Origin of the sequence: Pseudomonas sp. BF-RE-25 (assembly GCF_019956105.1) — a bacterium.
GTDB classification, from domain to species: Bacteria; Pseudomonadota; Gammaproteobacteria; order Pseudomonadales; family Pseudomonadaceae; genus Aquipseudomonas; species Aquipseudomonas migulae.
The window spans coordinates 32,217-57,560 of sequence record NZ_JAHBDB010000015.1; the positions used below are offsets into that span (position 1 = coordinate 32,217).

Annotated in this window: 26 protein-coding genes; 9 read left to right on the forward strand and 17 right to left on the reverse strand. The window is 59.6% G+C overall.

The genetic code is table 11. The features are described from left to right. Positions 1-52 precede the first annotated feature (52 nt). The 3 genes from KGB24_RS08715 to KGB24_RS08725 all read right to left on the reverse strand — a co-directional run bounded on the left by KGB24_RS08715 (position 53) and on the right by KGB24_RS08725 (position 3,622). Entirely contained in the window at positions 53-940 is an 888-nt protein-coding gene (locus KGB24_RS08715) for a DUF4123 domain-containing protein (protein ID WP_223415175.1), read from the reverse strand. Continuing rightward, complete coding sequence (gene tssI, locus KGB24_RS08720; RefSeq protein ID WP_223415176.1) at positions 933-2,975, reverse strand: type VI secretion system tip protein VgrG; 2,043 nt, start codon at positions 2,973-2,975, stop codon at positions 933-935. Before tssI ends, KGB24_RS08715 begins: the two co-directional genes overlap by 8 nt. 131 nt (positions 2,976-3,106) lie before the next feature. Further along, positions 3,107-3,622 (reverse strand): Hcp family type VI secretion system effector, encoded by a 516-nt coding sequence (locus KGB24_RS08725; protein WP_007919523.1) that lies wholly within the window; start codon positions 3,620-3,622, stop codon positions 3,107-3,109. 409 nt (positions 3,623-4,031) lie between these two features. Here KGB24_RS08725 and KGB24_RS08730 point away from each other — a divergent pair, with 409 nt between their 5' ends. After that, positions 4,032-4,709 carry a type 1 glutamine amidotransferase domain-containing protein gene (locus tag KGB24_RS08730; protein WP_223415177.1) on the forward strand — a complete coding sequence of 226 codons (678 nt, stop codon included), beginning with the start codon at positions 4,032-4,034 and terminating at the stop codon, positions 4,707-4,709. 114 nt (positions 4,710-4,823) lie between these two features. On the opposite strand, the gene KGB24_RS08735 is transcribed toward KGB24_RS08730, so the two are convergent. From KGB24_RS08735 to KGB24_RS08745, 3 genes are all read right to left on the reverse strand, one after another. Beyond that, a complete protein-coding gene (locus KGB24_RS08735) occupies positions 4,824-6,200 on the reverse strand; it encodes a VOC family protein (protein WP_223415178.1) in 1,377 nt (458 codons plus the stop codon). A 109-nt stretch (positions 6,201-6,309) separates the two neighbouring features. Beyond that, positions 6,310-7,266 carry an alpha/beta fold hydrolase gene (locus tag KGB24_RS08740; protein WP_008026747.1) on the reverse strand — a complete coding sequence of 319 codons (957 nt, stop codon included), beginning with the start codon at positions 7,264-7,266 and terminating at the stop codon, positions 6,310-6,312. A gap of 22 nt (positions 7,267-7,288) precedes the next feature. After that, positions 7,289-8,743 carry a flavin-containing monooxygenase gene (locus tag KGB24_RS08745; RefSeq protein WP_223415179.1) on the reverse strand — a complete coding sequence of 485 codons (1,455 nt, stop codon included), beginning with the start codon at positions 8,741-8,743 and terminating at the stop codon, positions 7,289-7,291. Between the two features lie 185 nt (positions 8,744-8,928). Between KGB24_RS08745 and KGB24_RS08750 the strand changes: the two genes are divergently transcribed. Then, positions 8,929-10,002 carry a diguanylate cyclase gene (locus tag KGB24_RS08750; RefSeq protein ID WP_223415180.1) on the forward strand — a complete coding sequence of 358 codons (1,074 nt, stop codon included), beginning with the start codon at positions 8,929-8,931 and terminating at the stop codon, positions 10,000-10,002. Between the two features lie 159 nt (positions 10,003-10,161). On the opposite strand, the gene KGB24_RS08755 is transcribed toward KGB24_RS08750, so the two are convergent. The 3 genes from KGB24_RS08755 to KGB24_RS08765 form a co-directional block, all read right to left on the reverse strand. Beyond that, positions 10,162-11,031 carry an oxaloacetate decarboxylase gene (locus KGB24_RS08755; protein ID WP_008026744.1) on the reverse strand — a complete coding sequence of 290 codons (870 nt, stop codon included), beginning with the start codon at positions 11,029-11,031 and terminating at the stop codon, positions 10,162-10,164. A gap of 146 nt (positions 11,032-11,177) precedes the next feature. Then, positions 11,178-12,212 (reverse strand): arginine N-succinyltransferase, encoded by a 1,035-nt coding sequence (astA, locus tag KGB24_RS08760; protein ID WP_008026743.1) that lies wholly within the window; start codon positions 12,210-12,212, stop codon positions 11,178-11,180. Between the two features lie 61 nt (positions 12,213-12,273). Then, positions 12,274-13,290 (reverse strand): arginine N-succinyltransferase, encoded by a 1,017-nt coding sequence (locus KGB24_RS08765; protein ID WP_223415181.1) that lies wholly within the window; start codon positions 13,288-13,290, stop codon positions 12,274-12,276. A 543-nt stretch (positions 13,291-13,833) separates the two neighbouring features. Between KGB24_RS08765 and KGB24_RS08770 the strand changes: the two genes are divergently transcribed. Continuing rightward, entirely contained in the window at positions 13,834-14,406 is a 573-nt protein-coding gene (locus tag KGB24_RS08770) for a histidine phosphatase family protein (protein ID WP_223415182.1), read from the forward strand. Continuing rightward, positions 14,406-15,161 carry a precorrin-6A synthase (deacetylating) gene (cobF, locus tag KGB24_RS08775; RefSeq protein WP_223415183.1) on the forward strand — a complete coding sequence of 252 codons (756 nt, stop codon included), beginning with the start codon at positions 14,406-14,408 and terminating at the stop codon, positions 15,159-15,161. Before KGB24_RS08770 ends, cobF begins: the two co-directional genes overlap by 1 nt. A 106-nt stretch (positions 15,162-15,267) precedes the next feature. On the opposite strand, the gene ftrA is transcribed toward cobF, so the two are convergent. Next, positions 15,268-16,242, reverse strand: coding sequence for a transcriptional regulator FtrA (ftrA, locus tag KGB24_RS08780; RefSeq protein WP_223415184.1), 975 nt, complete (start codon positions 16,240-16,242; stop codon positions 15,268-15,270). Between the two features lie 101 nt (positions 16,243-16,343). On the opposite strand from ftrA, the gene KGB24_RS08785 reads away from it, so the two are divergent. Further along, on the forward strand, positions 16,344-16,778 hold the full coding sequence (locus KGB24_RS08785; RefSeq protein WP_223415185.1) for a rhodanese-like domain-containing protein: 435 nt from the start codon (positions 16,344-16,346) through the stop codon (positions 16,776-16,778). 130 nt (positions 16,779-16,908) lie between these two features. Here KGB24_RS08785 and KGB24_RS08790 read toward each other — a convergent pair whose 3' ends face one another. After that, positions 16,909-17,559 carry a type 1 glutamine amidotransferase gene (locus KGB24_RS08790; RefSeq protein WP_263287237.1) on the reverse strand — a complete coding sequence of 217 codons (651 nt, stop codon included), beginning with the start codon at positions 17,557-17,559 and terminating at the stop codon, positions 16,909-16,911. A 162-nt stretch (positions 17,560-17,721) separates the two neighbouring features. On the opposite strand from KGB24_RS08790, the gene KGB24_RS08795 reads away from it, so the two are divergent. From KGB24_RS08795 to KGB24_RS08805, 3 genes are all read left to right on the forward strand, one after another. Next, on the forward strand, positions 17,722-18,501 hold the full coding sequence (locus KGB24_RS08795; protein WP_192228756.1) for an ABC transporter substrate-binding protein: 780 nt from the start codon (positions 17,722-17,724) through the stop codon (positions 18,499-18,501). Positions 18,502-18,704: 203 nt separating this feature from the next. Next, positions 18,705-19,817: a succinylglutamate desuccinylase/aspartoacylase family protein gene (locus KGB24_RS08800; protein ID WP_223415666.1), complete on the forward strand. Its 1,113-nt coding sequence runs from the start codon at positions 18,705-18,707 to the stop codon at positions 19,815-19,817. 169 nt (positions 19,818-19,986) lie between these two features. Beyond that, positions 19,987-20,703 (forward strand): alpha/beta hydrolase, encoded by a 717-nt coding sequence (locus KGB24_RS08805; protein WP_223415667.1) that lies wholly within the window; start codon positions 19,987-19,989, stop codon positions 20,701-20,703. Positions 20,704-20,706: 3 nt separating this feature from the next. On the opposite strand, the gene KGB24_RS08810 is transcribed toward KGB24_RS08805, so the two are convergent. From KGB24_RS08810 to KGB24_RS08820, 3 genes are all read right to left on the reverse strand, one after another. Next, positions 20,707-21,267 carry a hypothetical protein gene (locus KGB24_RS08810; protein ID WP_223415668.1) on the reverse strand — a complete coding sequence of 187 codons (561 nt, stop codon included), beginning with the start codon at positions 21,265-21,267 and terminating at the stop codon, positions 20,707-20,709. A gap of 133 nt (positions 21,268-21,400) precedes the next feature. Further along, on the reverse strand, positions 21,401-21,889 hold the full coding sequence (locus tag KGB24_RS08815; protein ID WP_223415669.1) for an RES family NAD+ phosphorylase: 489 nt from the start codon (positions 21,887-21,889) through the stop codon (positions 21,401-21,403). Further along, a complete protein-coding gene (locus tag KGB24_RS08820) occupies positions 21,886-22,344 on the reverse strand; it encodes an antitoxin Xre/MbcA/ParS toxin-binding domain-containing protein (RefSeq protein ID WP_207286155.1) in 459 nt (152 codons plus the stop codon). Before KGB24_RS08820 ends, KGB24_RS08815 begins: the two co-directional genes overlap by 4 nt. Before the next feature lie 630 nt (positions 22,345-22,974). On the opposite strand from KGB24_RS08820, the gene KGB24_RS08825 reads away from it, so the two are divergent. Next, on the forward strand, positions 22,975-23,346 hold the full coding sequence (locus tag KGB24_RS08825; RefSeq protein ID WP_223415670.1) for a DUF6124 family protein: 372 nt from the start codon (positions 22,975-22,977) through the stop codon (positions 23,344-23,346). Between the two features lie 49 nt (positions 23,347-23,395). Here the strand turns inward: KGB24_RS08825 and KGB24_RS08830 are convergent, their stop codons facing one another. The 3 genes from KGB24_RS08830 to KGB24_RS08840 all read right to left on the reverse strand — a co-directional run bounded on the left by KGB24_RS08830 (position 23,396) and on the right by KGB24_RS08840 (position 25,301). After that, positions 23,396-23,722: a putative quinol monooxygenase gene (locus KGB24_RS08830; protein WP_192418420.1), complete on the reverse strand. Its 327-nt coding sequence runs from the start codon at positions 23,720-23,722 to the stop codon at positions 23,396-23,398. 28 nt (positions 23,723-23,750) lie between these two features. Further along, on the reverse strand, positions 23,751-24,425 hold the full coding sequence (locus tag KGB24_RS08835; RefSeq protein ID WP_008026724.1) for a glutathione S-transferase family protein: 675 nt from the start codon (positions 24,423-24,425) through the stop codon (positions 23,751-23,753). An 84-nt stretch (positions 24,426-24,509) separates the two neighbouring features. Continuing rightward, entirely contained in the window at positions 24,510-25,301 is a 792-nt protein-coding gene (locus tag KGB24_RS08840) for a hypothetical protein (protein WP_008044943.1), read from the reverse strand. Positions 25,302-25,344: the final 43 nt, after the last annotated feature.

A 25,344-nucleotide genomic window follows, 5' to 3' on the forward strand; every position in this document is an offset into this window, starting at 1 on the left:
CACAAAAAGCTGCCTTTTAGGCAAAGAGTGAAGCTCTCTTGAGCGTTCTCTTTCAATTCGGTTTTGCCGCCCGTTCCTGGGCAATATCAGCGACCCGTTCGAGTCTCTGAGCGGGCGTTTGTTCCGACGGGGTCTTGAGTATCGCATCCAGGTCAGGATGCTCCTCCAGCGCTCGCTCGCCGAGGAACCCGTGAATGTTGGCGTAGAGGGTGATGTCGAGTTCGGTGTTGAAGCCGCGATCGTAGGAGGTCGAGGCCAGTGCGTGCAGGTGTTCCCAGCGGTGCAGCGGCATCGATTGTGCCTGATAGGACGGGAAGTATTCGTGCATGTGCTGGTCGAGACGCAGGACGATGCTGCGGAAATTCACTTCATCCAGTTGGCTGAGTTGCTCGTCGCTCAAGCGATAGCGTTTGCTGTTGTTCGGCTCGGGGGCTTTGCCCGGTCGCTGGTTGATGTGCCAGCAACCCAATGCCGCGTCGGCGGCGACGATCTGCGAGCAGGGGCCGAACAGGGTAGGGTCCTTGATGCTCTCGGCGTGACCGAGCAATGCGTGGGCCACGGCAGGGTCGGCGATGCGCAGCAGGACTTCTTCACCCTGAGGGTGCATGACGCTGGTCAGCCAGCGGAAGTGCTCGACCATTTGTGTCCAGGGTTGATCGCTGAACACCAGGTAGCCCCACTCTTGGCGGGGCTCGGCGAGAAACTTCGCGAGGATGGGATTGCTCTGTGCGTTGATCTGAACCAGGCACGGTGAGACGTCGCCTAATTCCGCCCACTGAGTGCCGAGGTAGAGAGGCTCGAACACCGGGTCATCCGACCATTGATAAAGGTGCTGGGGCAGTTTCTCGACGCTGACGCCATCCAGCAACAATCCGACGGTGCCATTCCACGGCAGGCCTTGGGGCAACCCGTTTTCCAGCGTCCAGTCGGACTTAAGCATTTTGCGCCTCCAGTTTGGCCTTCTCGCAAATCGCGCAGATCGGCTTCTTCTGCATCAACGCTTGTCGCTGCGCGGGCACCAGCAATTGCCCGGCCTTATCCGCATCCGCCTGCTTCAACGGCCCCGGCAATATCGGCGCCGCCCCCGTCCCGCTGCCCGGTCCGCCACCGGAGTTCATGTTGATCGCCGGCCCGCTCATGGTGACGCCGCCTGCATCGATCTTGATGAAGCTGCCGCCGCCGATCAGGGTCAGTTCGCTGCCGGCTTCGAGCACGATTTTCATGCCGCTGCTCAGGTGGATTTCCTGGCCCGCGTCGATGAATTGCCCGGTGCCGATCTTGATGTGCTGGTTCACGCCCACGGTCAGGTGGTCGTTGGCGCGGGCTTCGACTTTGCGGTCTTCATAAACGGTGTGGTGTTCTTCGGCCTTGAATTCGCTGTAGCTGTTCTTCTCCACGGTGTCGTGGCGTTCGTTGCCGACGCGGATCTTCTGGTCGTGTTCGACGTTTTCATCCCAGTCGCGCTGGGCGTGGAGGAAGATCTGTTCCTGGCCTTTCTTGTCTTCGATGCGCAGTTCGTTGAAGCCTGCGCCACCCGGTGAACTCAGGGTTTTGAAGGTGGTGCGGGTCTTGTTCGCTGGCAGGGCGTACGGGACGACGTTTTCCTTGTGGTACAGGCAGCCGCTGATCAGCGGTTGGTCGGGGTCGCCTTCGAGGAACGTGACGAGCACTTCCATGCCGATTCGCGGGATGGCGATGCCGCCGTAGTGAGCGCCGGCCCAGGCGGAGGAGACACGCAGCCAGCAGCTGGTCTTGTCGTCGGCCTGACCTTCGCGGTCCCAGTGGAATTGCACTTTGACGCGGCCGTACTGATCGCAGTGGATTTCCTCACCTTTGGGCCCGGTGACCACGGCGCTCTGGCTGCCGAGAATGCGCGGTTTTTTCTGCGTCAGCGGCGGGCGGTTCGGCACGTCCCACGGGGTGGCATGGAAGCGGTTGCGATAACCCTGATGGAAGTCGTCTTTCAGGTTGGTCGTGCTGCTGGTGACCGACTCTTCCAGCACTTGCGGCTGTTTGCCTTCGTGCAGTACTTCGGTCAGCAGCCACAGGTCGTTCCATTTAGCTTTTGGGTGCTGGGTCAGGGCCAGGAAATGGCCACTGACCAGCAACGGCTGATCGCTTTTGCCTTCGGCCAGCTGGAAGTCGCTGCGATGGCGTTCGAGGGCACGTTTGGCCAGGTGCTTGCCGCGTTCGCGGTCGATGAAGCGACCAGGGTAGTCGTAGTCTTCGAGGTCGGGCAGGGCGTCGCCACGGTGTTCGCTTTCGAGGTTGATGCGCGGTTTTTCGAAGTCGTAGTCGCGGCGGGTGATGCGGCTGGTGCGGGTTTCCAGGCGCAGGTCGAAGCGCTTGATCACCGGGTCGCTGGCGACCATGCCGGAGTCTTGCTGATAGGCCACGGGCGCGAGTTTCGGGAACACCGTCTGGTCATCGCCGAACACCAGTTTGTGGGCCGTGGCGCTGTGCTCGAAGTGGTAGTGGATACCTTCTTCCTCGCACAGGCGCTGGACGAATTGCAGGTCCGATTCATCGTACTGAACGCAGTAGATGCGCTCGGGATAAATCGCCCCGACTTTGAACTGGTAGGCATTGCTCTGGATGCCGTGCTCTTCGAGGACCAGGCCGATGATTTTCGGCACGGTGAGGTTCTGGAAGATGCGCTGGTTGATGCGGTGCGCGAGGTAGGACAGTTGCGGGCGCAGGGTCACCGCGTAGCGGGTCAGGCGTTTGCCGGAATCACCCTGGGCGGTGCGATAGATCTGGCCATGAATGCCGCTGCCGTCGGGCGAGAGCTGCAAAAAGGCCGGTTTGTGCAGCAGGCTTTCGAGGTCCAGGGACGGCTTTTCACTGACCAGTTCCACCTCAAACACAAACGGCTGGCTGATGGCTTCCCGACCTTGCAGGGAAAGCACCTGGAAGTCGTTGGGGAGACCTTCGATGGTCAGGGCAAAGTGAGTCTGATTGGCCGGCGCGAACATCCCTTGTTCCTCGTGCTGTGGAGCTGCGTTCGTCGACAACCGCAAAGCGGATCAACGCACGCGAAATTCTGGAGGGGCGTAAACAACATCGACCAGCAGAGCTGGCCGATGCTTGTAACGATCAGCCGTAATTAAACGACTGGAGCACGCCAGTCATCGGAACCCGAAGTACCGGATACTTCGTGGGTCCAGGTGATTTTGCGGTAGGTGAACTGCACTTCTTCCAGGTGGGTGAAGTGCGAGTTGCCTGGATCCTGGCAGTTGTGCATTTTGTTGTTGATGGCGACGATGATCGCGTCTTCCAGTTTGGTGGTGTAGTAGTGCTCTTGAGTACCTTGAGCCGAAGTACGGAACCACTGGATAACGATTTCGCTCATGCGCTCGCCGGAGGTCAGAGCAGCTTGCAGCAGAGGCGAAGCCTTGTCGTAGACCTTGGTGATCACGACTGGCTTGTGTACGCGCTGACCGGTCGGTTGGCCGGATTGCGGGTCACGCGGGATGATCACGTCGTGGCTGAAAGCCTGAACCATGACCTGGTCTTCGTGACCTTCCTGGTAGGTGTTGCCAACGGAGTCGGCAGTGAAGGCGCCGGCAGTGATCAGGCCTTGTTTTTCGCCAGTGACGGACATGTACGCTGGTGTTGCCATGGATGCTCTCCTTGCTGAATAAATAAAGGTGCCCGGGAGGCGGTATCGCCCGGTGGGTGCATGACTGTTATCAAGGTCCGTGCCATAAACGATAAAAACCATATAAAACAAATATTCGAGATGGTTTTTCGACTGTTTTTGAAACGCCGCGCAAGGATCTACGCGTAATGTGCGCAAGAAGTTGCGCAGCACTGCGCAACTTCTTGCGCACTCGGCTGGAGGCCCTGATTAGCCGGATGTTGTGCAGTGAAACCGGACGATTTGCTCGGTCGATTGCGCAACTTCTTGCGCATCAAGGCGGTTGGCCATCACTGAGAGAACCCGTGTAACAAGTGCAACGAACTGCGCAGCCGGGTGGTCAAATCTGCGCTGAGATAACCGTACATTTCCCACATTCAAGGAGCGCGACATGAAAATCCTGATGGTTTTGACGTCCCACGATCAATTGGGTAATACCGGTAAGAAAACCGGCTTCTGGCTGGAGGAATTCGCGGCACCGTATTTCGCTTTCAAAGACGCCGGCGCTCAGCTGACGCTGGCGTCGCCCAAGGGAGGCCAGCCGCCACTGGACCCCAAAAGCGATGAGCCCGATGCGCAGACCGCTGCGACGGAGCGTTTTCGCAAGGATTCTGCAGCCCAGTCCGCATTGGCGTCCACCGCGTTGCTCGGCAGCGTGCGAGCCGAAGATTACGATGCGGTTTTCTATCCGGGCGGGCATGGCCCGTTGTGGGATCTGACTGAAGACAAGGTTTCGATCGCATTGATCGAGGCGTTTTACAAGGCCGGCAAGCCGGTTGCTTTGGTCTGCCATGCGCCGGGTGTGTTGCGTCACGTCAAGGGCGCGGATGGCCAACCGCTGGTCAAAGGCAAACGTGTGACCGGTTTCACCAACTCCGAGGAGGAGGCGGTGCAACTGACCAATGTGGTGCCGTTTCTGGTGGAGGACATGCTCCAGGAGAAGGGCGGGATTTATTCCAAGGGGGATGACTGGGCGAGTTATGTGGTGACCGATGGTCTGCTGCTGACCGGGCAGAATCCGGCGTCGTCCGAGGCGGCGGCTGAAGCGCTGCTGGCGAAGCTGAAATAACCACTGAAGATCGCCATAAAACCTGTAGGAGCCAGCTTGCTGGCGATGGGGCCCTTGGATTTGTATTGCTCTTAAGGGCTCCATCGCCGGCAAGCCGGCTCCTACAAAGGTTGATCAGCGGAGCGTTGCGAAGCATTCCTCGATCGAGCGCCGTTGCGTCTCGGCATACAACCCCAACTCATCGATGGTCGATCGTCCCAGGGCTTGCTCGAATGCTTGCCGATTCGAATGCTCGCCGTAGTGGGTTTGCGCGGCATCCCCCAGATTTGACTGGAAAATCCCCGCCGCGCTGACCGGCAGGAAATCTTCGTAAACCAGCGGTTCAACCCGCAAATAGCCATCGCTGAGCAGATCTTCCAGCGACAAGGATTTAAGCGCCTGCGCTCCGACGCCTTTCTCCGTCACGAAATAGCGAAAGTACGCCAGTTCCTGTAGGCGCATGCCCTCGACGGTGTCAGGGAATTCGCTGAAATGCTGCGTCATTAGCGCGTTATAGCGTGCGGCGTTGCCTTCGTTGGGGAAGTCCCCGAGTTCGTCGCGAGCAGCATTGAGCAAACGGTCATACAGCGCTCGTCCTTTAGGTGTGAGCGCCGCTCCGCGCTGCTCGATTTCACCGAAGCGGGCGCTGTGGCTGCCGCGACTTTCGGCCTGATCGGTGAAGGCGACAGGCTCGTCCAGCGCCTTGAAACTAGTCTGGCGCAACAGGATCGGGCACTGCCGACGGGGCGGGCCTTCGATCACTGCTTTAGGGGTAATGCCGTGGGCCGGCATTTGCGTCTGCACGATGTCGATGTCCAGCGTGCGCGGCGTCAGGTGATTGATGTGCGGGCCCTTGAACGCCACCACGTCGGCGATCAGGCGATGCTGGGCGCTGAGTTTCTGGTACTGCTCGGCGGTGACCGTCGCGCTGTGGTGCCAGCGGAAGGTTTCCAGCGCTTGCTCGACGAAGTCCTGGGCCTCGGACTCGGTGAGGCCACCTTCGGTTTCGGCACGATCAATGAGGTTCAATGCTTTTGGCGTGAAGATCGAGCGCTTATTCAGCATCGATTGCGCAAAGGCGCGCAGCTCCAGGTCTTCGATCAATTCCAGACGCAGCAACGAGGTGAATACTCGAAACGGGCTGACTTGCAGTGCGGCTTCATGCACCGCGCGGAACGCAGTGGAGTGCACCGGCACGCCGGCCGGGGTCAGGTCGTAATAGCCGACCGGTTGCATGCCCATCACCGCAAACAGCCGGGCGAGGGTGGCCAGTTCAGCGGCGGTGCCGACGCGGATGGCGCCATGACGCTCCAGGTCCAGACGCTGGATTTCGCCGGTGCTGTTCAACTGTCGGGCGATCTGCGGGTCGCTTTCCAGTACATGGCGGTTGGTCTGTTCCACCAGTTCCATCAGCGCGCCGTACAGCGGCACTTCTTCGCGGTACATGTCGGACATCGCTTTGGAGAAGCGTTGGCGGATCAGGTCAGGGCTGACAAAGCTCGGGTGGCTCATGAAAAAATTCCTGGCGCGGTGACGTAAAGGATGCGGAAAAGATCGCAGCCTTCAGCGTCGCCGACAAACGAAGAATCTTACGGACTTCATTCTTCCAAGGACTGCTTGCTCAATGCATCCTCTGGTCCTGAGGGCTTTCCGAGCGTTGGGATGCCAAAAACTCCCGATATAACCGCGCCGTGCTCCCTGGTTCTTCGACCATCGGCATATGGCCGATGCCGTCCCAGATTTCTACACGCAGGTCCTCGATGCCTTTGCTCCAGATCGCCACGCTGCTGACATCGATCAAGCGGTCCTTGCGCCCCCACAGCAGCAGCGCCGGGCACTTGATGTCGGGCAGTTTTGGCTCCATCGGCGGGCTGGCGCGAAAATCGCTGAAGATTTCTGCCAACTCATCCCGGGACTGTTCATAACGCTGGGCGATGGCGTCCAGCACCACGCCGGGCACCCACGGTGGTTCGGCCATGGTCATGGCGTAGAAGCGCCGGAATTCTTCTCGGGAGTGAACCAGGAACGGGTTGTGCCCCTGGGCCAAGTGGCGTTCCAGGTCACTGATTTCGGGGGCGGTGACACCGGCCGGGTCGATCAGCGCGACCGACGCGATGCGCTCCGGGTAGGTGGCCGCGAGCCAGGCTGCCATGTAGCCGCCCATCGAGTTACCGATCACGTGGACCTTCTCGACGCCGCAGACGTCGAGCAACTGGATCATTCGTTTGGCCTGCAAGGGAATGTCATAACCGCCGCCGGCCTTGAAGCCGGTTTCGCCATGCCCTGCGATGTCGGGAATGATCACCCGGTATTTGCCGACAAAGTGCCGGGCGAAACGCAGCCAGATATTCTTGTCGGCGCTGTAGCCGTGGAGCATCAGCACACTGCTTGACGCTTCATAAGGCCCCCCTTGCCAGGTCGAGACGGTCATTTCGGCGATGGGCACGACGATTTTGTGCAGCCGATACAGCTTGGCTTCGGCCGCCATGTTCAAGTCATAGAGCCAATAACCGATGGCCGGGTAGCTCAACCAGCTCCAAGCCGCGAAAACTGCGATAGCGACAACCAACAAAAGCATCAGGCGTCTCCCTTCTCTCTGATCAGGACAGCATGTGATCGGCGGGTTTCAGTGCCCGGGTCAATCGGTGGTAGCTGAAACTGAACCCCGGAAACATGGCGATTACATGACCGCTCTCGCTTTGATACCAACTGTGGCAGCCTCCTGACTTCCATACAGTGCGTTCCATCTCCCGGTGGATCATTTCAGTGTAGGTACGTTCTGCCTCGGGGCGTACTTCGATGCTGCGCAAACCCTGTTCTTTTAACGTGCGAATGCAGTCGAGGATGTAATTCATCTGCGATTCGATGATGAACAGCGCCGATGTATGGCCGATGCCGGTGTTGGGACCGGTGACGATAAACAGGTTGGGGAAGTCCGGCAGGCTGGTGCCGAGGTAGGCGCGAGGGTAGGTCGCCCAGAAATCCCTGAGTTGCTTGCCGTTTTTTCCGCTGACCGGGTAGGAAATGACCCCGTCAGTGGCGTCGTAACCGGTGGACCAGACAATCAGGTCCACGTCGATATGCTGCCCGTCCTGCATGACAATGCCTGTTTCGTCGATGGCGGCAATGCCTTGCTCGCGGCTATGCAAGGTCACGTTGTCGCGGCCGAGTGCCGGGTACAGGGTGCTTGAAACAATGACCCGCTTGCAGCCGATGGCGTAGTCCGGTGTCAGTTTTCGTCTGAGTTCAGGGTCGGGCACTTGTCGTTTGAGGAAGCGCAGGGCGTGTTGCTGGACCATGCGGATGGCCGGTTTCGAATATTTGAAGGCAATCACCCGGGTTTCGAATTGCCAGTAGATCATCCAGCGCAGCAGCTTGTAGGCGGGTTTGAGGCCGAGTAACCAGCGCTGGAAAGGCCCAAAAGTGCGGTCGCCCCGTGGCAGCACCCAGTGCGGTGTGCGTTGGAACACATGCAAATGCGCGACGTCCGGAGCAATCGCCGGGATCACCTGGGCCGCGCTGGCGCCACTGCCAACGATGGCGACGCGTTTATGCCGATAGTTGTAGGCGTGATCCCAATGGTTGGTATGAAAAGTCTTGCCCTGAAAGCGCTCCTGGCCCTCGAAGCGTGGGACGACGGGCTGGCTCAGCGGCCCTGTGGCGTTGATCAGGAACTGCGCGTAGAACGTGCCTTTGCTCGCGGTGTGCACTGCCCAGCGTTTGGCGTCGTCGTCCCATTCGACGCGTTCGACGTTCGCCTCCAGTTCCACCCTGTCGCGCAGGCCGAACTGCTCCACCACGTGCTGCGTGTAGCGGTGCAATTCGGCTTGTTCGGCGAACATTTGCGTCCAGCGATAGGGCGCAAAGGACAGCGAATACAGCGGCGAGGGCACATCGACGGCGGCGCCGGGGTAAGTGTTCTGGCACCAGGTGCCGCCGAAGAAGTCTCGACGTTCCAACAGACGAAAATCATCGATGCCGGCCTTGAGCAAATTGATCGCCGCGCACTGGCCGCCGAAACCGCTGCCGATGATCAACACTTGGAAAGTCTGCATGGTCCTCCTTTTTTCTCGTTATTTGTCTCTTCAGGTATAGCCAAACATTCGGGGCTCGCCTCCTGTCTATACCGCGGTATTCAGACTGCTGGCCGGTGATGGCTATTTGACGTTGCCCTGTTAGACTTCGAGCACACCCGCAACCCCAGGTGTGATCAGGTTCCGTTCAGCGGTACAGAGGCCTTATGGGAAAAACGGGAGGAAAAGGACTTTCACTGGCCAGGAGGCTCTATGCATCGCGAAGCCTGGGGCTAGCCGCGGGGCTGGTGTGCGTGGCCGCCGCGATGTACCCGCTTGATCCGCCATTGTGGGTCTGGGCGATGATGCTCTTCAACGGAATCTTCTGGCCACACGTGGCCTACCAATGGGCGCGTCGGGCGAAGGTTCCCTACCACGCCGAACACCGTAACCTGCTGGTCGATGCCTTTCTCGGCGGCTTCTGGGTCGCCGCCATGCAATTCAATCCGCTTCCCAGCGCAACCACCATTGCCATGATGGCGATGAACAATGTGGCCATTGGCGGTTTGCGATTCCTGCTGGTGGGCACGGTTGCGCAACTTTTGGGCGTTTGCGTCGGATACTTTCTGTTTGCGCCGGCCTTTACTCCTGAAACCAGTCAGCTGCAGCTGTACGCCTGTTTACCCTTGCTGTGTCTGTATCCGTTGGCGCTGGGCTGGATCTGCTTTCGCCAGGCCACCACACTTGGCCGGCAAAAGCGCGAATTGCTCGCCCTGAGTCGCACCGATAGTCTCACCGGCCTGCTCAACCATGGTGCCTGGAAGGACCAGTTGGAAGTCGAATTCCAGCGCTGTAAACGCCAGAATCGGGGTGGGGCTATTGCGTTGATCGACGTCGATCACTTCAAAGCCATCAACGACACCTACGGGCATGTCGCCGGCGATATCGTCTTGCGGCAGTTGAGCAAGGTGCTCAAACAGAACCTTCGGGCGACTGACGTGGCCGGCCGCTACGGCGGTGACGAGTTCTGTGTGATTCTCCCGGACCTTGCGCTCGGCAGCGCCGCGGCGGCCATGGATGCCCTGCGGGATCGTTTCGCTACCCTCAGTTACGAACAGAGCCCGGCGCTGAAAGTCAGCCTGAGCATCGGCCTTGCGGCTTTCACCCAGGCGCACACAGACGCGACGCTCTGGCTCAACGACGCCGATCAGGCGCTCTACCAGGCCAAGACCACCGGTCGCAATCGGGTCATTTGTAGCGGCGAGGGCGAGCCTCGTCACGAACTGTTCGACCCGGTCTGAAAGCCTGCACAAATCCCTTGTAGGAGCCGGCTTGCCGGCGAAGAGGCCGTCAGCTTTACATCTTCATTGGCGGTTGCACCGCTATCGCTGGCAAGCCAGCTCCTACAGGGTTTTGCACTGTCCTTGCTGGCGATGGCGTCAGAACGGCTCACACTGCAATTACTCTTTAACGCTCATAAACTCTTCTGCCCAACGGATGTATTCCTCAGGCTGCGTATAGGTATGCGTCAGTTCCGTCGCGCTCAAGTCCGAGGTCTGGGTGAGGATCTGCCGCTGTTCGCGCAGGCTGTCGTAAGTCGCCTTGATCGCCGCAAAGTAAGCGCCATGACCGTCGATGGTGACCCGCACGCCCAGCTCTGCCAGACGTTTGTCGTCGCGCAGCAGCGGGTTGCCGTAAGTGACCAGCATCAGTGGCACGCTCAGGTGTTCGGCGATCTGTTCGAGGTGGTCGAAGTCGCGCACGCCCACCATGCAAATCCCGTCCGCACCGGCCTTCTGGTACTGCTGGGTGCGGCTGATGATTTCCTGCACCGGCAGGATGCCCGCGTGAGTGCGGGCGATGATGGCCATTTCCGAGTCGACCCGGGCTTCCAGCGCTGCGCGGATCTTGCCGACACCTTCGGCGACGCCGATCAGGTCGGTGGACTTGCGGCCGAATTGCGCCGGCAGCAGGGTGTCTTCGATGGTCAGGGCGGCGATGCCGGCACGTTCGAGTTCGACGATGGTGCGCATCACGTTAAGGGCGTTGCCGTAGCCATGGTCGGCGTCGGCGATCACCGGCAATTGGGCGACACGGCCGATGCGAGTGGCCTGCTCGGCGAACTCACTGAGGGTGATCAGGGCGAAGTCGGGTGCGCCCAGCACTTGTAGCGACGCGACAGAACCACCCAGGATCCCCACTTCAAAACCCAGGTCTGCGGCAATGCGTGCCGACATCGGGTCGAAAACCGACGCGGTGTGATAGCAGGTTTTGGAAGCGAACAGTTCACGGAAGTTACGGCGCAAATCTTGATGTGAAAGCCTGGACATATGAGTTCCACCAATGGAATGGAAGGGCTTGAGCAAAAGTGTCAACGCCGAAAAAACAAAAGGCTATCACGCTAAGGGGGGAAGAATGATGACGAATTTGCAGGGCGGGCCTGATCGAAACCGCCATTGAGAGGCGTGAGGTTGCTTCAAGCCGCCGCAGCCTGCTGCTGTTGGTTGAGCAGCGGCACCGCGCGTACCGAGTTGCCGGGTTGCAGTTGCAAGCGTTTGGCGGTGAGCCGGTCGACGATCAGGCTGTTGCCCACCCGCCTGGCGGGGGCGGCGGTGATGCGGCAGTTTTCCAGTCGGCGGTTGTGGATCAGCCAGACCGGCGCCTGGTCGTCTGGCGTGCCGATGACCAGCGATAGCGCCTGGCTGTCGCGCACCGTGCGGATTTTCGACAGCGGTGCTTCGATGACCGGGCCGGCGTCAAAGATGTCGATGTAGCCCTTGTGCGTGAAACCTTCTGCGGTGAGGATTTTCAATGCCGGTTCGGTATTCGGGTGAGCCTTGCCGATCACGGCCTGGGCCTGTTCGGTGAGCAGGCAGGTATACAGCGGTTGGCGTGGCATCAGTTCGGCAATGAACGATTTGCTGCCCAGCCCCGACAAGTGATCGGCATGGTTGAAATCCATCTTGAAGAAGTGCCGGCCCAGGCTGTCCCAGAATGGCGAGCAGCCTTGCTCGTCGGCGCTGCCACGCAGTTCGGCGATGAGCTTCTCGCCGAACAGGTGCGCAAACTCGGCAGCAAACAGCAAGCGCGCCAACGACAACAATCGACCGTTACTGCCGTGGCGTTGATCGTGACGCAGGAACAGGGAGCAAATCTCCGATTGCCCGGTCATTTCGTTGTTCAGGAACAGTGTCGGGATTTGCCGCCGGATGCCCAGATCCGGTGACGCACTGACTGTCAGTCCCACTCGATAGTTGTACCAGGGCTCACGCAGGCCAACGGCCCCCGTCAGGGCGCTGACACCCACTACTTGCTGATCGTCGTCTTCGAGCACGAACAGGTAGTCGGCATCGGCGCGTTCAACCTGCTCCGCGAAAGTCCGTTGCGCCCAGCGCACCCGGTGCGCCAGGCGGTCCTCGCTGGCGGGCAGGGTGGTAAAGCCGGGGCCGGCCTGCCGGACCAGCGCCAACAGGGCGGGCAGGTCGGTGATCTGGACCGGACGGACAATCATTTTGCAGCTCCTTCTACACGCAGGTTCGAGCGCTGTCGTTGGGCACTGGACGCGAGGATGCTCACAGCGCGATCACCCGGATCGGGCTGCCGTCGGTGACATTCAGTGCCTCGCACATCTCGGCGCTGAGGACCACGGGTTGCCCGGCGGTGTAGTCCAGATCGGCGACGATGGCGCGATAGTTTCGCAGTGAATCGTTGCTCACCAGGTAGCGTCCGCGGGCATCGATGGTCGAGCCCGGTGTGGCGGTGCCATTCTGGCTTTGCGCGATAGTGCGGATGTTGGCGAGACGTGCATACAGGGTCGGGCCGCCGTCGAACAGGTCGATGTAGCTGTTGGTCTCGAACCCCTCGCGTTCAAGGATATCGAAGGCCTCCTGGCCGTCGGGGTGAATACGGCCGATGCAGTCCCGCGCGGTCTGGGGCAACATCGGCACGTAGATCGGATATTGCGGCATCAGTTCGGCAAGAAATGTCCGGCTCTCCAGTCCGCAAAGGCGCTCGGCCTCTGTGTAGGGCAGGTCGAAGAAGTGTTTGCCCAGTGCATCCCAGAATGGCGACCGTCCTTCTTCATCGCTGAAGCCGACGATTTCGGTGATGACCGCTTCGGCAAAGCGCGGCAGGTGCGCGGCGATGAACATCAGGCGCGCCCGTGACAGCAATTCGGAGGACGGTGTGCGCACCAATGCCGCATCGATGTGAAACCCACGCAACAAGGTGTGGCCACTGAGGTCGTGGCACAACGAAAGCGCCGGCACGCCGTGCTCGATGTTCAGCTCCCGCGAGGCGCTGGTGAAGTGCCGGTTGCGCAGGCTGTAGAAGGGTTCGCCGAAACCGGCAGTGGCGAGGATTTCCGAACAGCCCGCGAGGCGTCGGGTGGTCAGGTCCTCCAGCACGAAGAAGTAGTTTTCCGGGCCATGCTGTTGCACGTTTTTATCGAACGAGGCGCAGGAGTCGAGAATCCGCTCGCGCAAGCGTTCGGTGTCGTCCGGCAGGGACGTCACGCCGACCAGGCTTTCTTGCGCCAGTCGCTGCAACTGGGGCAGGTCGGTTAACTCCACTGGGCGTAAGACCAGCATGGATGCACTCCTGTATCAAAGGGTTCGGCGGTTGGCACGAACCTGACTATCACTGTCGGTTTCCACGCATTGAATCGGCGGTCGCTTGATGCTGTTTGCCAGGCGCCACTCTTTTTCTTATCCAGTCAGTCGCTGCTGGCCGCAGGCAGCGTCATGCTGACACTGTCGGTCGGGTTCTGGGTGCGGAGGCGGTGGTGCATGTTGCTGGAAGCGGGCATCCGGGCTCCTGCTGGATGAGGGTGTTGTTTAGATTAGCCGTTACGGCAGTATTTATGGAACGATCGCCCCATGTCTAGTGAATTTTTGCTCGGCCATTTCTGGCCCTAAAATGGGGCGAAATGCCCGTATGTCGGGGGCTACACCAAAGTCGCTCAGCCTTGTAGGTCCTCGCTTACAGGGGTGTCGGAGATAGCGGTTTTTTAAGGGCGACAAGCGTTGGCAAGGGGTAAAACGAAACGCCCCCAATCGTGTTTCTTACGGCACAATTGCGTGATTGTTGGCGGCGTGACGCTGTTTTCCTTTCCTTTTACCGAGTGATCCTTCGTGCAGGCGACCCGTTTGACCCTGATGTGCCACGCTCGAACCGTCGCACAGAAATTGGCGCGTTTTCCTACGGATGAGCCGGTGGAGATGGATTGGCAATCGGCAAGAGGTTCGTTGGGTTCCCGACTCAAGAAGGCATCGCGCCTGTTCTGCGGTCCGGAATTGCGGACCCGGCAAACGGCCGGGTTGTTCGCCGATGACGTGGAGATTGTAGAGGCGCTGAGGGATTGTGATTTCGGACGCTGGAATGGCTTGCGGATCGACGACCTGCAGTGTTCCGAACCCGAGACCTTGCAGGCCTGGCTCGATGATCCGCGTTCGGCGCCTCACGGTGGCGAGTCGGTAGCGCAACTCGGCGAGCGGGTGGCCGCCTGGCTGAAAACGCTGGAGGCAACACCGGGGCACAGCGTTGCCATCACCCACCCTTTTGTCATTCGCGCGGCGCTGACCCATGTGCTGCAAAGTCCCGCGTTCAATCTGATCGATGTCGAACCGCTGTCAGCCATCGAATTGCGCTTCAATGGTCGCTGGCGCTTACGTGTGTTGGGCACAGACCTTGAGGGAGCCTGTTGATGAAAAAACTGATGGTCATCGGCATCGGTGCCGGCAACCCCGACTACATCACGATGCAGGCCGTGAAGGCTCTGAACCTCGTCGATGTGTTTTTCCTCATGGACAAGGGCCAGAGCAAAGACAAACTGATCGACCTGCGCCGTGAGATTTGCCAGCGCTACATCACTGATCACACCTACCGTTTCGTTGAAGCCCACAGCCCGGAGCGCGAGCGCGGAGAGGTGGACTACAAGGCCAGTGTGGAAGACCTGAACCTTGCCAAGCAGATGACCTTCGAACGGCTGATCAATGAGGAAATGTCCGACGGCCAGTGTGGCGGATTTTTGGTGTGGGGTGATCCGGCGTTGTACGACAGCACCATTCGGATCTTGCAGGCTATTCTGGCGTCCGGCCGCTGCGTCTTTGAGTTCGACGTGATCCCCGGTATCACCAGCGTTCAGGCATTGGCAGCCCAGCATAAAGTGCCGCTGAACCGGATTGGGCGCTCATTCGAAATCACGACGGGCCGCCGGCTGGCGGCAGGGCAGGTGAGCGATGCCGACAGCCTGGTGGTGATGCTCGACGCGGAAGATTCCTACCATCAGGTGGCTGATCAGGAGACAGAGATTTACTGGGGGGCTTACCTGGGGACACCGGATGAAATCCTCATCAGCGGCAAGCTCAAGGACGTGGCGGATGAGATCGAGCGAGTGCGCAAGGCGGCGCGGCTGGCTAATGGTTGGATTATGGATACGTACCTTTTGCGTAAGCCATGAAGCCGCCTTCGCGGGCAAGTCGGATCGCCGCACCGCTCGCTCCTACAAAGATCACGTATACCTTGTAGGAGCGAGGCTTGCCCGCGAAGGGGCCCTCAAACGCACCTCAAAAATTCGCTTTGGCCTCCCGCCCAAATCGCTCCCGATACACCGACGGCGGCACGCCGACCACATTGCGAAACGCCACCCGGAAACTTTCCACTGAGCGATAACCACACTGCTCGGCGATCTGGTCGGTGTTTCTGCTCGTGCTCTCCAGCAATTCACGGGCCCGCGCCAGGCGTTCATGCTGCAACCACGCTTTGGGCGGCATGCCTGTGGCTTCGGTAAACCGACGCAGGAATGTCCGTTCACTCATGGCCGCCTCGCTGGCCAGGTCGCGGACCTCAAGCGGTTCATGCAAACGCTCCCGAACCCATTGCATCACGCGGGAAAGATCGCTGCGCGGCGTAGGACTGACTGGCGTCGGAATGAACTGCGCCTGGCCGCCGGTGCGTTGCGGCGACATCACCAACCGTCGTGCCACCGAGTTGGCCACCTGAGTGCCGAAATCCCGTGCCACTAGATGCAGGCACGCATCGATACCAGCAGCACTGCCCGCCGAAGTGATCAGTTGGCCCGAGTCGACGTAGAGCACGTCAGGGTCCACCAGGATGTTCGGGAAACGCGCCGCCAGTTCCGAGGTGTAGCGCCAATGCGTGGTGGCACCGTGACCGTCGAGCAAACCGGTCGCTGCCAGGACGAACACGCCTGAGCAGATCGACAGCAACCGTGCGCCCCGCGCATGGGCCTGACGCAGGGCGGTGATCAACGCTTCAGGCACCGCAGCGTTGCGATCACGCCAACCGGGAATGATGATGGTTCGGGCGTCGCCGAGCAGTTCCATGCCGCCATCGGCCAGCACCTGAATGCCGCCCATGGCGCGCATCGGGCCCTGATCCACGGCGACGATCCGGTGTTCGTACCACGGGAAATCGAACTCCGGGCGCGCCAGGCCGAATATCTCCACGGCGATGCCGAATTCGAAGGTGCAGAGGCCGTCGTAGGCCAGAATCGCGACTAATCCAGGGTTGGGCTGCATTTGGCGGAAAATTCCCGGTAGGTGTCTTGTGCGCCACTTTAGCCGCAAGCGCACGGCGGATAAAGTCTTCTCACACCCACCCAAACGTTGGAGTACCGCTCATGACCAGCCTGGTCCGCAACATTCCCGCCGCCCCATCGGCCATTGCCCTGATGCATTTCAGCAACCGTCTGACCTTTGAGACCGATTGTTCCGACGTCCACGGCAGCCAGCAGGCAGGTGAAGTGGATTTTGTACTGGTGGACGTGCGCGGTCCGCTGGCGTTCGAGCGTGGTCATGTGCCGGGCGCGATCAATCTTCCGGGACGACTGCTGACTGCTGAAGGGGTGGCTGGCTATGCCAAATCCACGCTGTTCGTGGTGTATTGCGCCGGGCCGCATTGCAATGGTGCCAACAAAGCCGCGGTGAAACTGGCGGCGCTGGGCTACCCGGTCAAGGAAATGATCGGCGGAGTGACCGGGTGGCTGGATGAAGGGTTTGAGTTGAGTACTGAGGTGCAACGGCCAGCCACAACCGCAATCGGCTGCGAATGCTGAAAAACGCACTTCCGACATGAAATGCATTCCCCTGTAGGAGCTGGCTTGCTAGCGATAGCGGTGGATCAGTTGGCACATTTATCGCCTGAACGGACGCCATCGCCAGCAAGCCGGCTCCTACAGGTTGCGATCATCGATCAATTGCCGAATGCCACTCATCCAGCGTCACCTGCAACCAGTCAAAAACGGCGGCATGGGCGGCGCTGTCCGGTGCTCCCCGTGGCAGCGGCGATTCCTCGGCAAAGTGCGCATTGAGCGTTGCCACCGATTCGGCATTCCACTCCGGATGAAACTGCAAACCCACCCGCGCAGGCCCTGCGCGATACATCTGCTGCTCGCACTGATCGCTGCTGGCCAGTAGCTGCGCGCCAGGCGGCAAGTCGATGGCGTCTTCGTGCCATTCCAGCACCTTCAATACCTGGCCATCGGCAAAGCGCACTGGCGTCCAGCCGGTTTCGGTCCGATCCATTCGCCGCACATTCCCGCCCAGACTCAGCGCCAACAGCTGCGCCCCCAGACAAATCGCAAACACCGCCGCGCCCTGTTCCAGGCTGCGCGCGAGCCACTGGCGTTCAGCCTCCAGCCATGCGGGGCCGGCGTTGGACTCATAGGGCCCGCCCAATAAAACCGCCGGTTCCGCGCTGACTGGCGGCAATTGACCGAGGTCGGCGCGGTAGACGTTCAGCGACAATCCCCGGGAGGCAGCCCAGTCGGCAATTGCACCCGGTCCTTCGGCGGGGTGGTGCTGGATCAGGTTCAACGTGCGAATCTCATCGTTCATTCAGCTCGCCTTTTCTATAAGTATTTGTCGCATATGCACAATTTACGCGCCTGAAGCCGCTCTAGACTGCCCGCCACTTCGGTTTTCTCCAACAAAAAAGCGCTGACCGAACGCTACCAATCGAACGCTGCCAATAAAAGCCTCCGCCCACAGGAGTTATAAATGAAGAAGCTAGTGATGTTCGGTGCCCTGGCACTGTCGATGTTGTCCCTGACCGCTGTGGCCGATGACGCCAAGCCGATCCGCATCGGTATCGAAGCCGGTTACCCGCCATTCTCGATGAAAACCCCTGACGGCAAACTCACCGGTTTCGACGTCGATATCGGCGACGCGCTGTGTGAGCAGGCGAAACTGAAATGTACTTGGGTCGAGCAAGAGTTCGACGGCCTGATCCCGGCCCTGAAGGTCAAGAAAATCGACGCGATCCTGTCGTCCATGACCATCACCGACGACCGCAAGAAAAACGTCGATTTCACCATCAAGTACTACCACACCCCGGCGCGCTTCGTGATGAAGGAAGGCACCGACGTCAAGGATCCGCTGACCGAGCTCAAGGGCAAGAAAGTCGGTGTGCTGCGCGCCAGTACTCACGACCGCTTCGCCACTGAAGTGCTGCAACCGGCCGGTATTGTCCTGGTGCGTTACGGCTCGCAGCAGGAAGCCAACCTGGACATGGTCTCCGGTCGCCTCGATGCGATGCTGGCCGACTCGGTCAACCTCGACGACGGTTTCCTGAAAACCGACGCAGGCAAGGGCTTCGCTTTTGTGGGTCCAACCTACGAAGACGCCAAGTACTTCGGCGGCGGCGCCGGCATCGCTGTGCGCAAGGGTGATCAAGAGCTAGCGGACAAATTCAACACCGCCATCACTGAAATCCGTGCCAACGGCAAGTACAAGCAAGTGCAGGACAAGTACTTCAATTTTGATGTTTACGGCGAGTAATCCAGCCGTATAAGAAAGTGGCAACCGTGAAGGCGGTTGCCACTTTTTTTATGTTCTCTTTAATGAAATGAGAACCCTGTGGGAGCGAGCCTGCTCGCGATAGCGGTGTATCAGTCAACATTTGTATCGACTGACACACCGCTATCGCGAGCAGGCTCGCTCCCACAGGGGGTCTCAGTGTTTGATATTGAAGGAGTAGTTTCATGCAACGCATCGACCACCCATTGCCCTGGAGCCACCTGGGCTCCGAACGCACCCTCAGCGTATTTCGTTACGGCACGGGCTCGCGCAAGGTCTACATCCAGGCCAGCCTGCACGCGGACGAACTGCCGGGCATGCGCACGGCGTGGGAGCTGAAAAAACGCCTGGCCGAACTCGAAGCCCAAGGTCAGTTGCAAGGCGTGATCGAGTTGGTTCCAGTGGCCAATCCCATCGGCCTGGACCAGCACCTGCAAGGCAGTCACATGGGCCGTTTCGAACTCGGCAGCGGCAAGAACTTCAACCGCTCGTTCGTTGAGCTGAGTGCGCCGGTCGGTGAGCTGATCGGTGATCAGTTGGGCGCCGATGTCCAGGTCAACATCGCGTTGATTCGTCAGGCCATGGGCCAGGTTCTCGACGGATTGCCTGCACCGAAGTCGCAGCTGGAAGCCATGCATCGCTTGCTGCTGCGCCATGCCTGCGATGCCGACATCACCCTCGATCTGCATTGCGATTTCGAAGCGGCGATTCATATTTATGCGCTGCCGCAACACTGGTCGCAATGGAAGTCCCTGGCGGCTCGGCTGAAGGCGGGCGTTGCGCTGCTGTGTGAGGATTCCGGCGGCAGTTCTTTCGATGAATCCTGTTCTTCGCCATGGTTGCGCCTGGCAAGGGCATTCCCCGAGGCGACGATTCCACCGGCCAACCTGGCGACAACGCTGGAGCTGGGCAGCATGGGCGATACTCGCGTCGATCAGGCTCAGGCCAATTGCGAGGCCATTCTCGGCTTTCTTGCCGAACAGGGTTTTATCAAAGGCACCTGGCCGGCGGCACCGAGTGAATGTTGTGAAGGCATGCCGTTTGAAGGCACGGAATACCTGTTTGCGCCGCATCATGGCGTGGTCAGTTTCCTGCGCGAGGCCGGTGAATGGGTCGAGAAGGGCGATGCATTGTTTGAAGTGGTCGACCCGTTGAGCGACCGGGTGACCACCGTGTGTGCTGGCACCAGTGGCGTGTTGTTTGCGATTGATCGCGGGCGGTATACGCAACCGGGGACGTGGCAGGCGAAAGTCGCGGGGCGCGAAGCGATCCGGGCCGGAAAATTGATCAACGACTAACGCCGTAACACTTGTAGGAGCCGGCTTGCTGGCGATTCAGGCAACGCGGTCTGCCTGACACACCGAGTGGTCTGAATCGCCAGCAAGCCGGCTCCTACAGGGGGGCGTGTGTGATTTGAAAGAGATGTTAGGCTCTGCCCCGAATCCTGCGCTCTGTGAAGGAAGGTTTATGTTGAAGGTTCTCGCTCTGCTGACACTCCTGGCGTCCGCCGCCGTCCACGCTGAAACCCCGCTGCACACCGATCTGCCGCTCAAATACCTGGAGCAGGCCAACCCCGAATCGGTCAATCAACCCCTGGTGATTTTCCTCCACGGCTACGGCAGTAACGAGCAGGACCTGTTCGGTATCAAGGATGAATTGCCTGTCCACTACAACTACCTGTCGGTGCGCGCACCGATGGTCATGGAGGAGGGCAGTTATCAGTGGTTTCGCAAGAAGGGTGAAGGTGCCTACAACGGCGAGACGGATGACCTGAAGGCCAGCGGCCCGGTGTTGCTGGATTTCGTCGCACAGGCTGCGAAGAAATATCACACAGTACCGAACAAGGTTTTCCTGGTGGGCTTCAGCCAGGGCGCGATCATGTCTTACGAGGTCGCGTTGCGTCATCCCGAAGCCGTGGGCGGGATCGCGGCGTTGAGCGGGCGAATTTTGCCGGTGCTCAAGTCCGAGCTCAAACCCGATGAAAAACTTCAGAAGCTGGCGATTTTCATCGGGCATGGCACGGCGGACAAACGCCTTCCCTTCAACGATGGCACCGAGGCGAACAGCCTGTTGCAGAGCCTGTCACTCAAGCCCGAATTTCATGCCTACCCAGGCGTTGGCCACAACATCAGTGCCGCCGAAATGCAGGATTTGAGCGCCTGGTTGCAGCGCCTCAACCCCTGAGCCTTACTTGCCGCTGACGATCTGTTTAACCAGCGCTTCGTGGCCGGCATTGTCGCTGAGACGGGAAATCACCTTTACCAGCGCCATGCGCGTGCCCGAGGCGGCCATCAGCGTGGTATCGAGCGTCTTGCCGCCGCCCTGGGTGGCGATGCTGTCGATCTCCCGCAGACCGAGGCCGGTGCCTTTCTGGGTCAGGCTTTTCTCGCTGAGCTTGGTGAAATCCGGCAGTGCCTTGGCTTGTTGAGTGGCGAAGTCGGACGCCGTGGTATCGAGGAACTCACCGTCGTTGTCCTTGGCGTTGACGCCACCAGGAATGGTGTTTTCAGCGGCAATCACTACGGTTTTCGTGGTTGCGTTGGTGTACATGGTGCCACTCGCACCGGTCGCGTCCGCCGGCAGCGGGTTGGCAACGAAGCCCTTGGGCAGGTTGAATTTGAGTTTTCCGCCCAGCATCGAGACGTTTTGCGCGGGCGCTGTCTCTTTAGCCGCCTGTGCATTCAAAGCCCCCAGGCTGGCAGCCACTGCAAGCAGCAGGACAACGGCTTTTTTACTCAACAGTGACATTCAAAATCTCCAGGGTGGTCTCGCGGTGGGGGCGATCATCCCATGGAGGTCGTGACGCATTCCAGTGTGGGCTAACGGGCGGTCGGGTTCTGTTGAACGAACCGGGGATAAACAATCATGGTTACCCTGACGCTCATTTGACCAACCGGGTATCCAGTCCAAAGCGCTCCTGTGAAACAAGCTGGAACTTATCCGCCGCAAGGTCACAGCTCACGAGCAAATTCCATGAATGATCGCTCACCGCAGAAGGGATGAGTACGAAAGGATGCTCGGCCAGTAACTCATCAGCAAAATGCTGTTGATTGGGCGAGGGTTGAGACGGAGTGAGCCAATTCGGGTTTGGTACATCTTCGGGTTGAACAATCTTGATCAGGTCCGAATCCAGTACTTCGAAACGCGTCAGCACGTGCGGCACCCTGTCGAGCATGTCGAAACCAGCGTGGGCCGCTACTTCCAGAATGGCAGTAGAGGGATCCGCCGACGCGTAGATAACCCGGCGCCCGGGAGGGTTCCATCGGCCGCCGGATTGTTGGGCTCCGATCCCACTGTCCCATGTGTTTTTAAAGACTTCGCGGTCAAGCCGCCATGCATGCCATTTCCCATCCCAAGGCAAAGGGTTCATTGGTAGACACCGTGTTCAATTCGGGTCAAGTAATCCTCGACTACCTGGAAGCCAAGCGAATTGTCGATCAGCTCCAGCGGGATATTACCCTCCAGATATTTGCAGGGTTTCTTCAACCAATCCTCGGCCAACAGTTGGTCACCGAACACGTTGATGGCGTGTTCCAAAGCATGTGCATACTGGAAGGCAATTGTGCTTTGTTGCTGGTTTAGCCGCACTGGTTTGGTCTCCTTCGCCAAGCGCTGCACCGTTCTCACGGATTTCCCCGTGATGCGCTGAACGAGGCCGTACTCCATGTACAGCGTCGATGTGGAAAGCATGTCCCTGACGTCGTTCAGGTCAAAGCCTTCCTGGGTGTATCGGATGATCAACATACGCGTATCACCTTTGCGGCCCCGTAACAGCACCTCCGTAGGCTTTTGGGCAACGCTCTTTGTCTTGGTCACTGCGGGCATACCGAATACCTCCTTGCGCCATTTGACGTCATCATAGCGCCAAATGTCGCGAGCTGAGCAAGGGGTATCGACCAACGTATTGCTCCCGTAATGGATCCGTGTTGGAGCGTGACACCTTGCTTGCCGGATGCCAGTTGGACCCCTGTCATGCCTGATTTGGAGCTACCACGCTAACCTTCAAACTTCCGAAGGCCAACCCGAAAAACGCGTGGGAAAAATCCCTGGGTTTTTGATTTTTGACGTCGTTTGTGGGAACCGCGATGAGGACAAATCCACGCATTCACGAATGTTGTTTAACCGCGCTCAGCGTTACTTCATGAAAGCTACAACACCTTGCGTCGTTGCCTACAGGTACGTAAGAATCCGCCGGCTTGTGCGCTTTTGGGGTGGGTTCTATTGTTTTCCGGTCGCTGAAAACACAGTGATCGGGTTTGGTAGACCCTCAGCATCGACGCATAGCGTCACCTTGTTCGGCCCTTTCTCAGGGCTGCGTTTTATGGTGGCCATGCGCAGGGCTCCTTCGGGGGCGCCGGTTCCGATGCCCGGTCTACCAACCTTCGTATGGCCGCCACCCTCCGTTTGGTAGCGAGAGGTTGATGGCTCCTTCTAAGTAGCATCGGAGCTCCATCTATGCCCAAACCAACACCCAATCCCCCGAATCCGGACCTGTCCGCTCCAGCCCAAAGCGCTGACCAAGAGAAGCTCGAAGAGACCATCAAACTCGCCCTCGACTTTTACGCCAATCCTGCCGCGCACATTGCCCTGATCAACGCCACGCCAAGGCAACTCGACAGCATGTTCAGCGTCAATCCGGAGCTCGATGTCCAGACCCTGCTCAGCCATGCGTGCGAGTCGCTGGCATCGGCCAATGTCATGGCCATGGACCTGGCGGATCATATGGAGGGGACCCGTCGCAATTCGCTGTTGGGCATTGCGCAGGTCATCATGCTTGGGGAGCTGGCGGTGAATCAGGCACTGGATAAACTCGACGCCGCCGAGTAATAGGGGGGCCCGTGGTGAGAGGCTGGCCCTCACCACGGGGATTACGCTGTTACACGTCGCGGCGCACCGGGTAGCTCTCGATCACGTCCAGAAACTCGATCCGACGGTCGCTGGCCAACAGCTCCGGCAACAGCTTTTCGTAGTCCTGGCGATACGGCTTGCTCAGGTGACGGGTGATGAAGTCTTCCTTGCTGCAGTTCCAGGTTTCGTAGAGCACCAGAGTGTTCGGCTCGTCCTGCAACTGGTGGACCCAGGTGTTGACGAAGTCCGGCTCGGCCGACATCTGGTGCACCACATCCAGCAGGCGCTCCTTTGTTTCGGCGAAGCGTTCCGGTTTGGCTGGCAGGTAAACGATAAACGCGACTTGATCACTCATTTCATCACCTTCGCATGCGGGGAATGGATTACTGCGCCTGGTTTTGCGGGAACAGGTTGCGACGGGTTTCTTCGTCGAATTCCGCTTTCAGTACCAGCTTCTCTTTGAGGCCGTGAGCACGTACGGCCGCCGGGCGAGCGCTGATTTCATCGAACAGGCGCTTGACGTTCGGGTACGCCGCCAAACCGTTTTCGCCGAGGATGTACGGCGCGTAATTGGCCCAGCCCCACAGCGCCATGTCGGCGATGCTGTAGGTGTCGCCGGCCAGGTATTGATGGTCGGCCAGGCGCTGATCGAGCACGCGGTAATGACGCTCGACTTCCTTGAGGTAACGGTTTTTTGCGTAGGCCAGGTCTTCCGGGGCGTGGTGCAGGAAGTGCACCGCCTGACCCGAGAACGGCGACAGGCCGGTGGCGATGAACATCAGCCACGACAGCAGTTCGGCCTGGCCGGCAACGGAGGTCGGCAGGAAGCGCTGATGTTTTTGCGCGAGGTGCAACAGGATCGCCTGGGAGTCGAACACGGTGGCGTCGCCATCGACCAGCGCTGGCACTTTGGCGTTCGGGTTGATCGCCAGAAAGGCTGGCTGGTGTTGCTCGCCCTTGAAGGTGTCGACGCCGATCAATTCGTACGGCGTTTGCAGTTCTTCAAGCAGCAGGGCGACTTTCATCGGGTTTGGCGAAGGGTGGAAAAAGAATTTCATGGTGTAGGCCTCAGTCAGTGGTTGGTCAGGAACTGAGGCTGATAGTGGGCGAAACCCGTTCGATTGACGTACGGGGTTGTTGTTCTACTCGTTCGAAATAGTTGAACGGGTTGCGGGCGTTGCCACCGGTTTGGCCAACAGGCGCCGGGTGACGCCGAGCATGGCGACCGACACCGCGACGCCCAGGCCAAAAGCCTTCAGGCCCATGCCCGGCAAGGTCAGCGCCAGGACCAGGCAGAACGCGCTGAACGAATACATGCCGGTGGCCGTGGCGCGCAACAAGGCGGCGGTAAACGCCGGGCCACGGGTTTGCTGGGAAAACACCGCCATCACGCTGCCCAGCACCGGGAACACCGCGAGCAGGCCGCTCCAGCGTTCGCCGACGGTGCTGGCGAGCCAGGTGACCGCGAGAGTGAGAAGGGCGCCGGCAATCATGCGCAGCAGCAATTTGTCGGACTTCGGTGCCGGGCCGGAGACGATCGGCTGCACCTTGGGAAACAGATAAGGCGCCGCCAGCAGCGCGGTCGCGGCGGCGATCACCGAGAACACCAGGGACGGTGGAATCACCGACAGCACCACCGCCGCTGTCGCCCAGACCAGCAGCGAAACCGTCAGCGCCCAAGGCCATCCCGCGCGTTGGGCGACCTGGGCGTAGGTTACGCAGAAGGCAATCATCGCGAACATCGCGGATAACGCGGCGGTCGCCGATTGCGCGGCAAACACTTCGCCTTGTTCGATGGCGAGGAAGAACAGAATCGGCCCGACTACCACCGGCAACCCTGACAGCCAACCGGCGACACTCGGGCCCCAGCGTTTGCCCGCGAGGGAGATCAGTAAGAGAAACCCGGGAATGACCAGCAGTTTGAGCAGCAGCACGTAGGCGCCTCCGACCTGAGTGAAGCGGCAACGTTAGCATTGC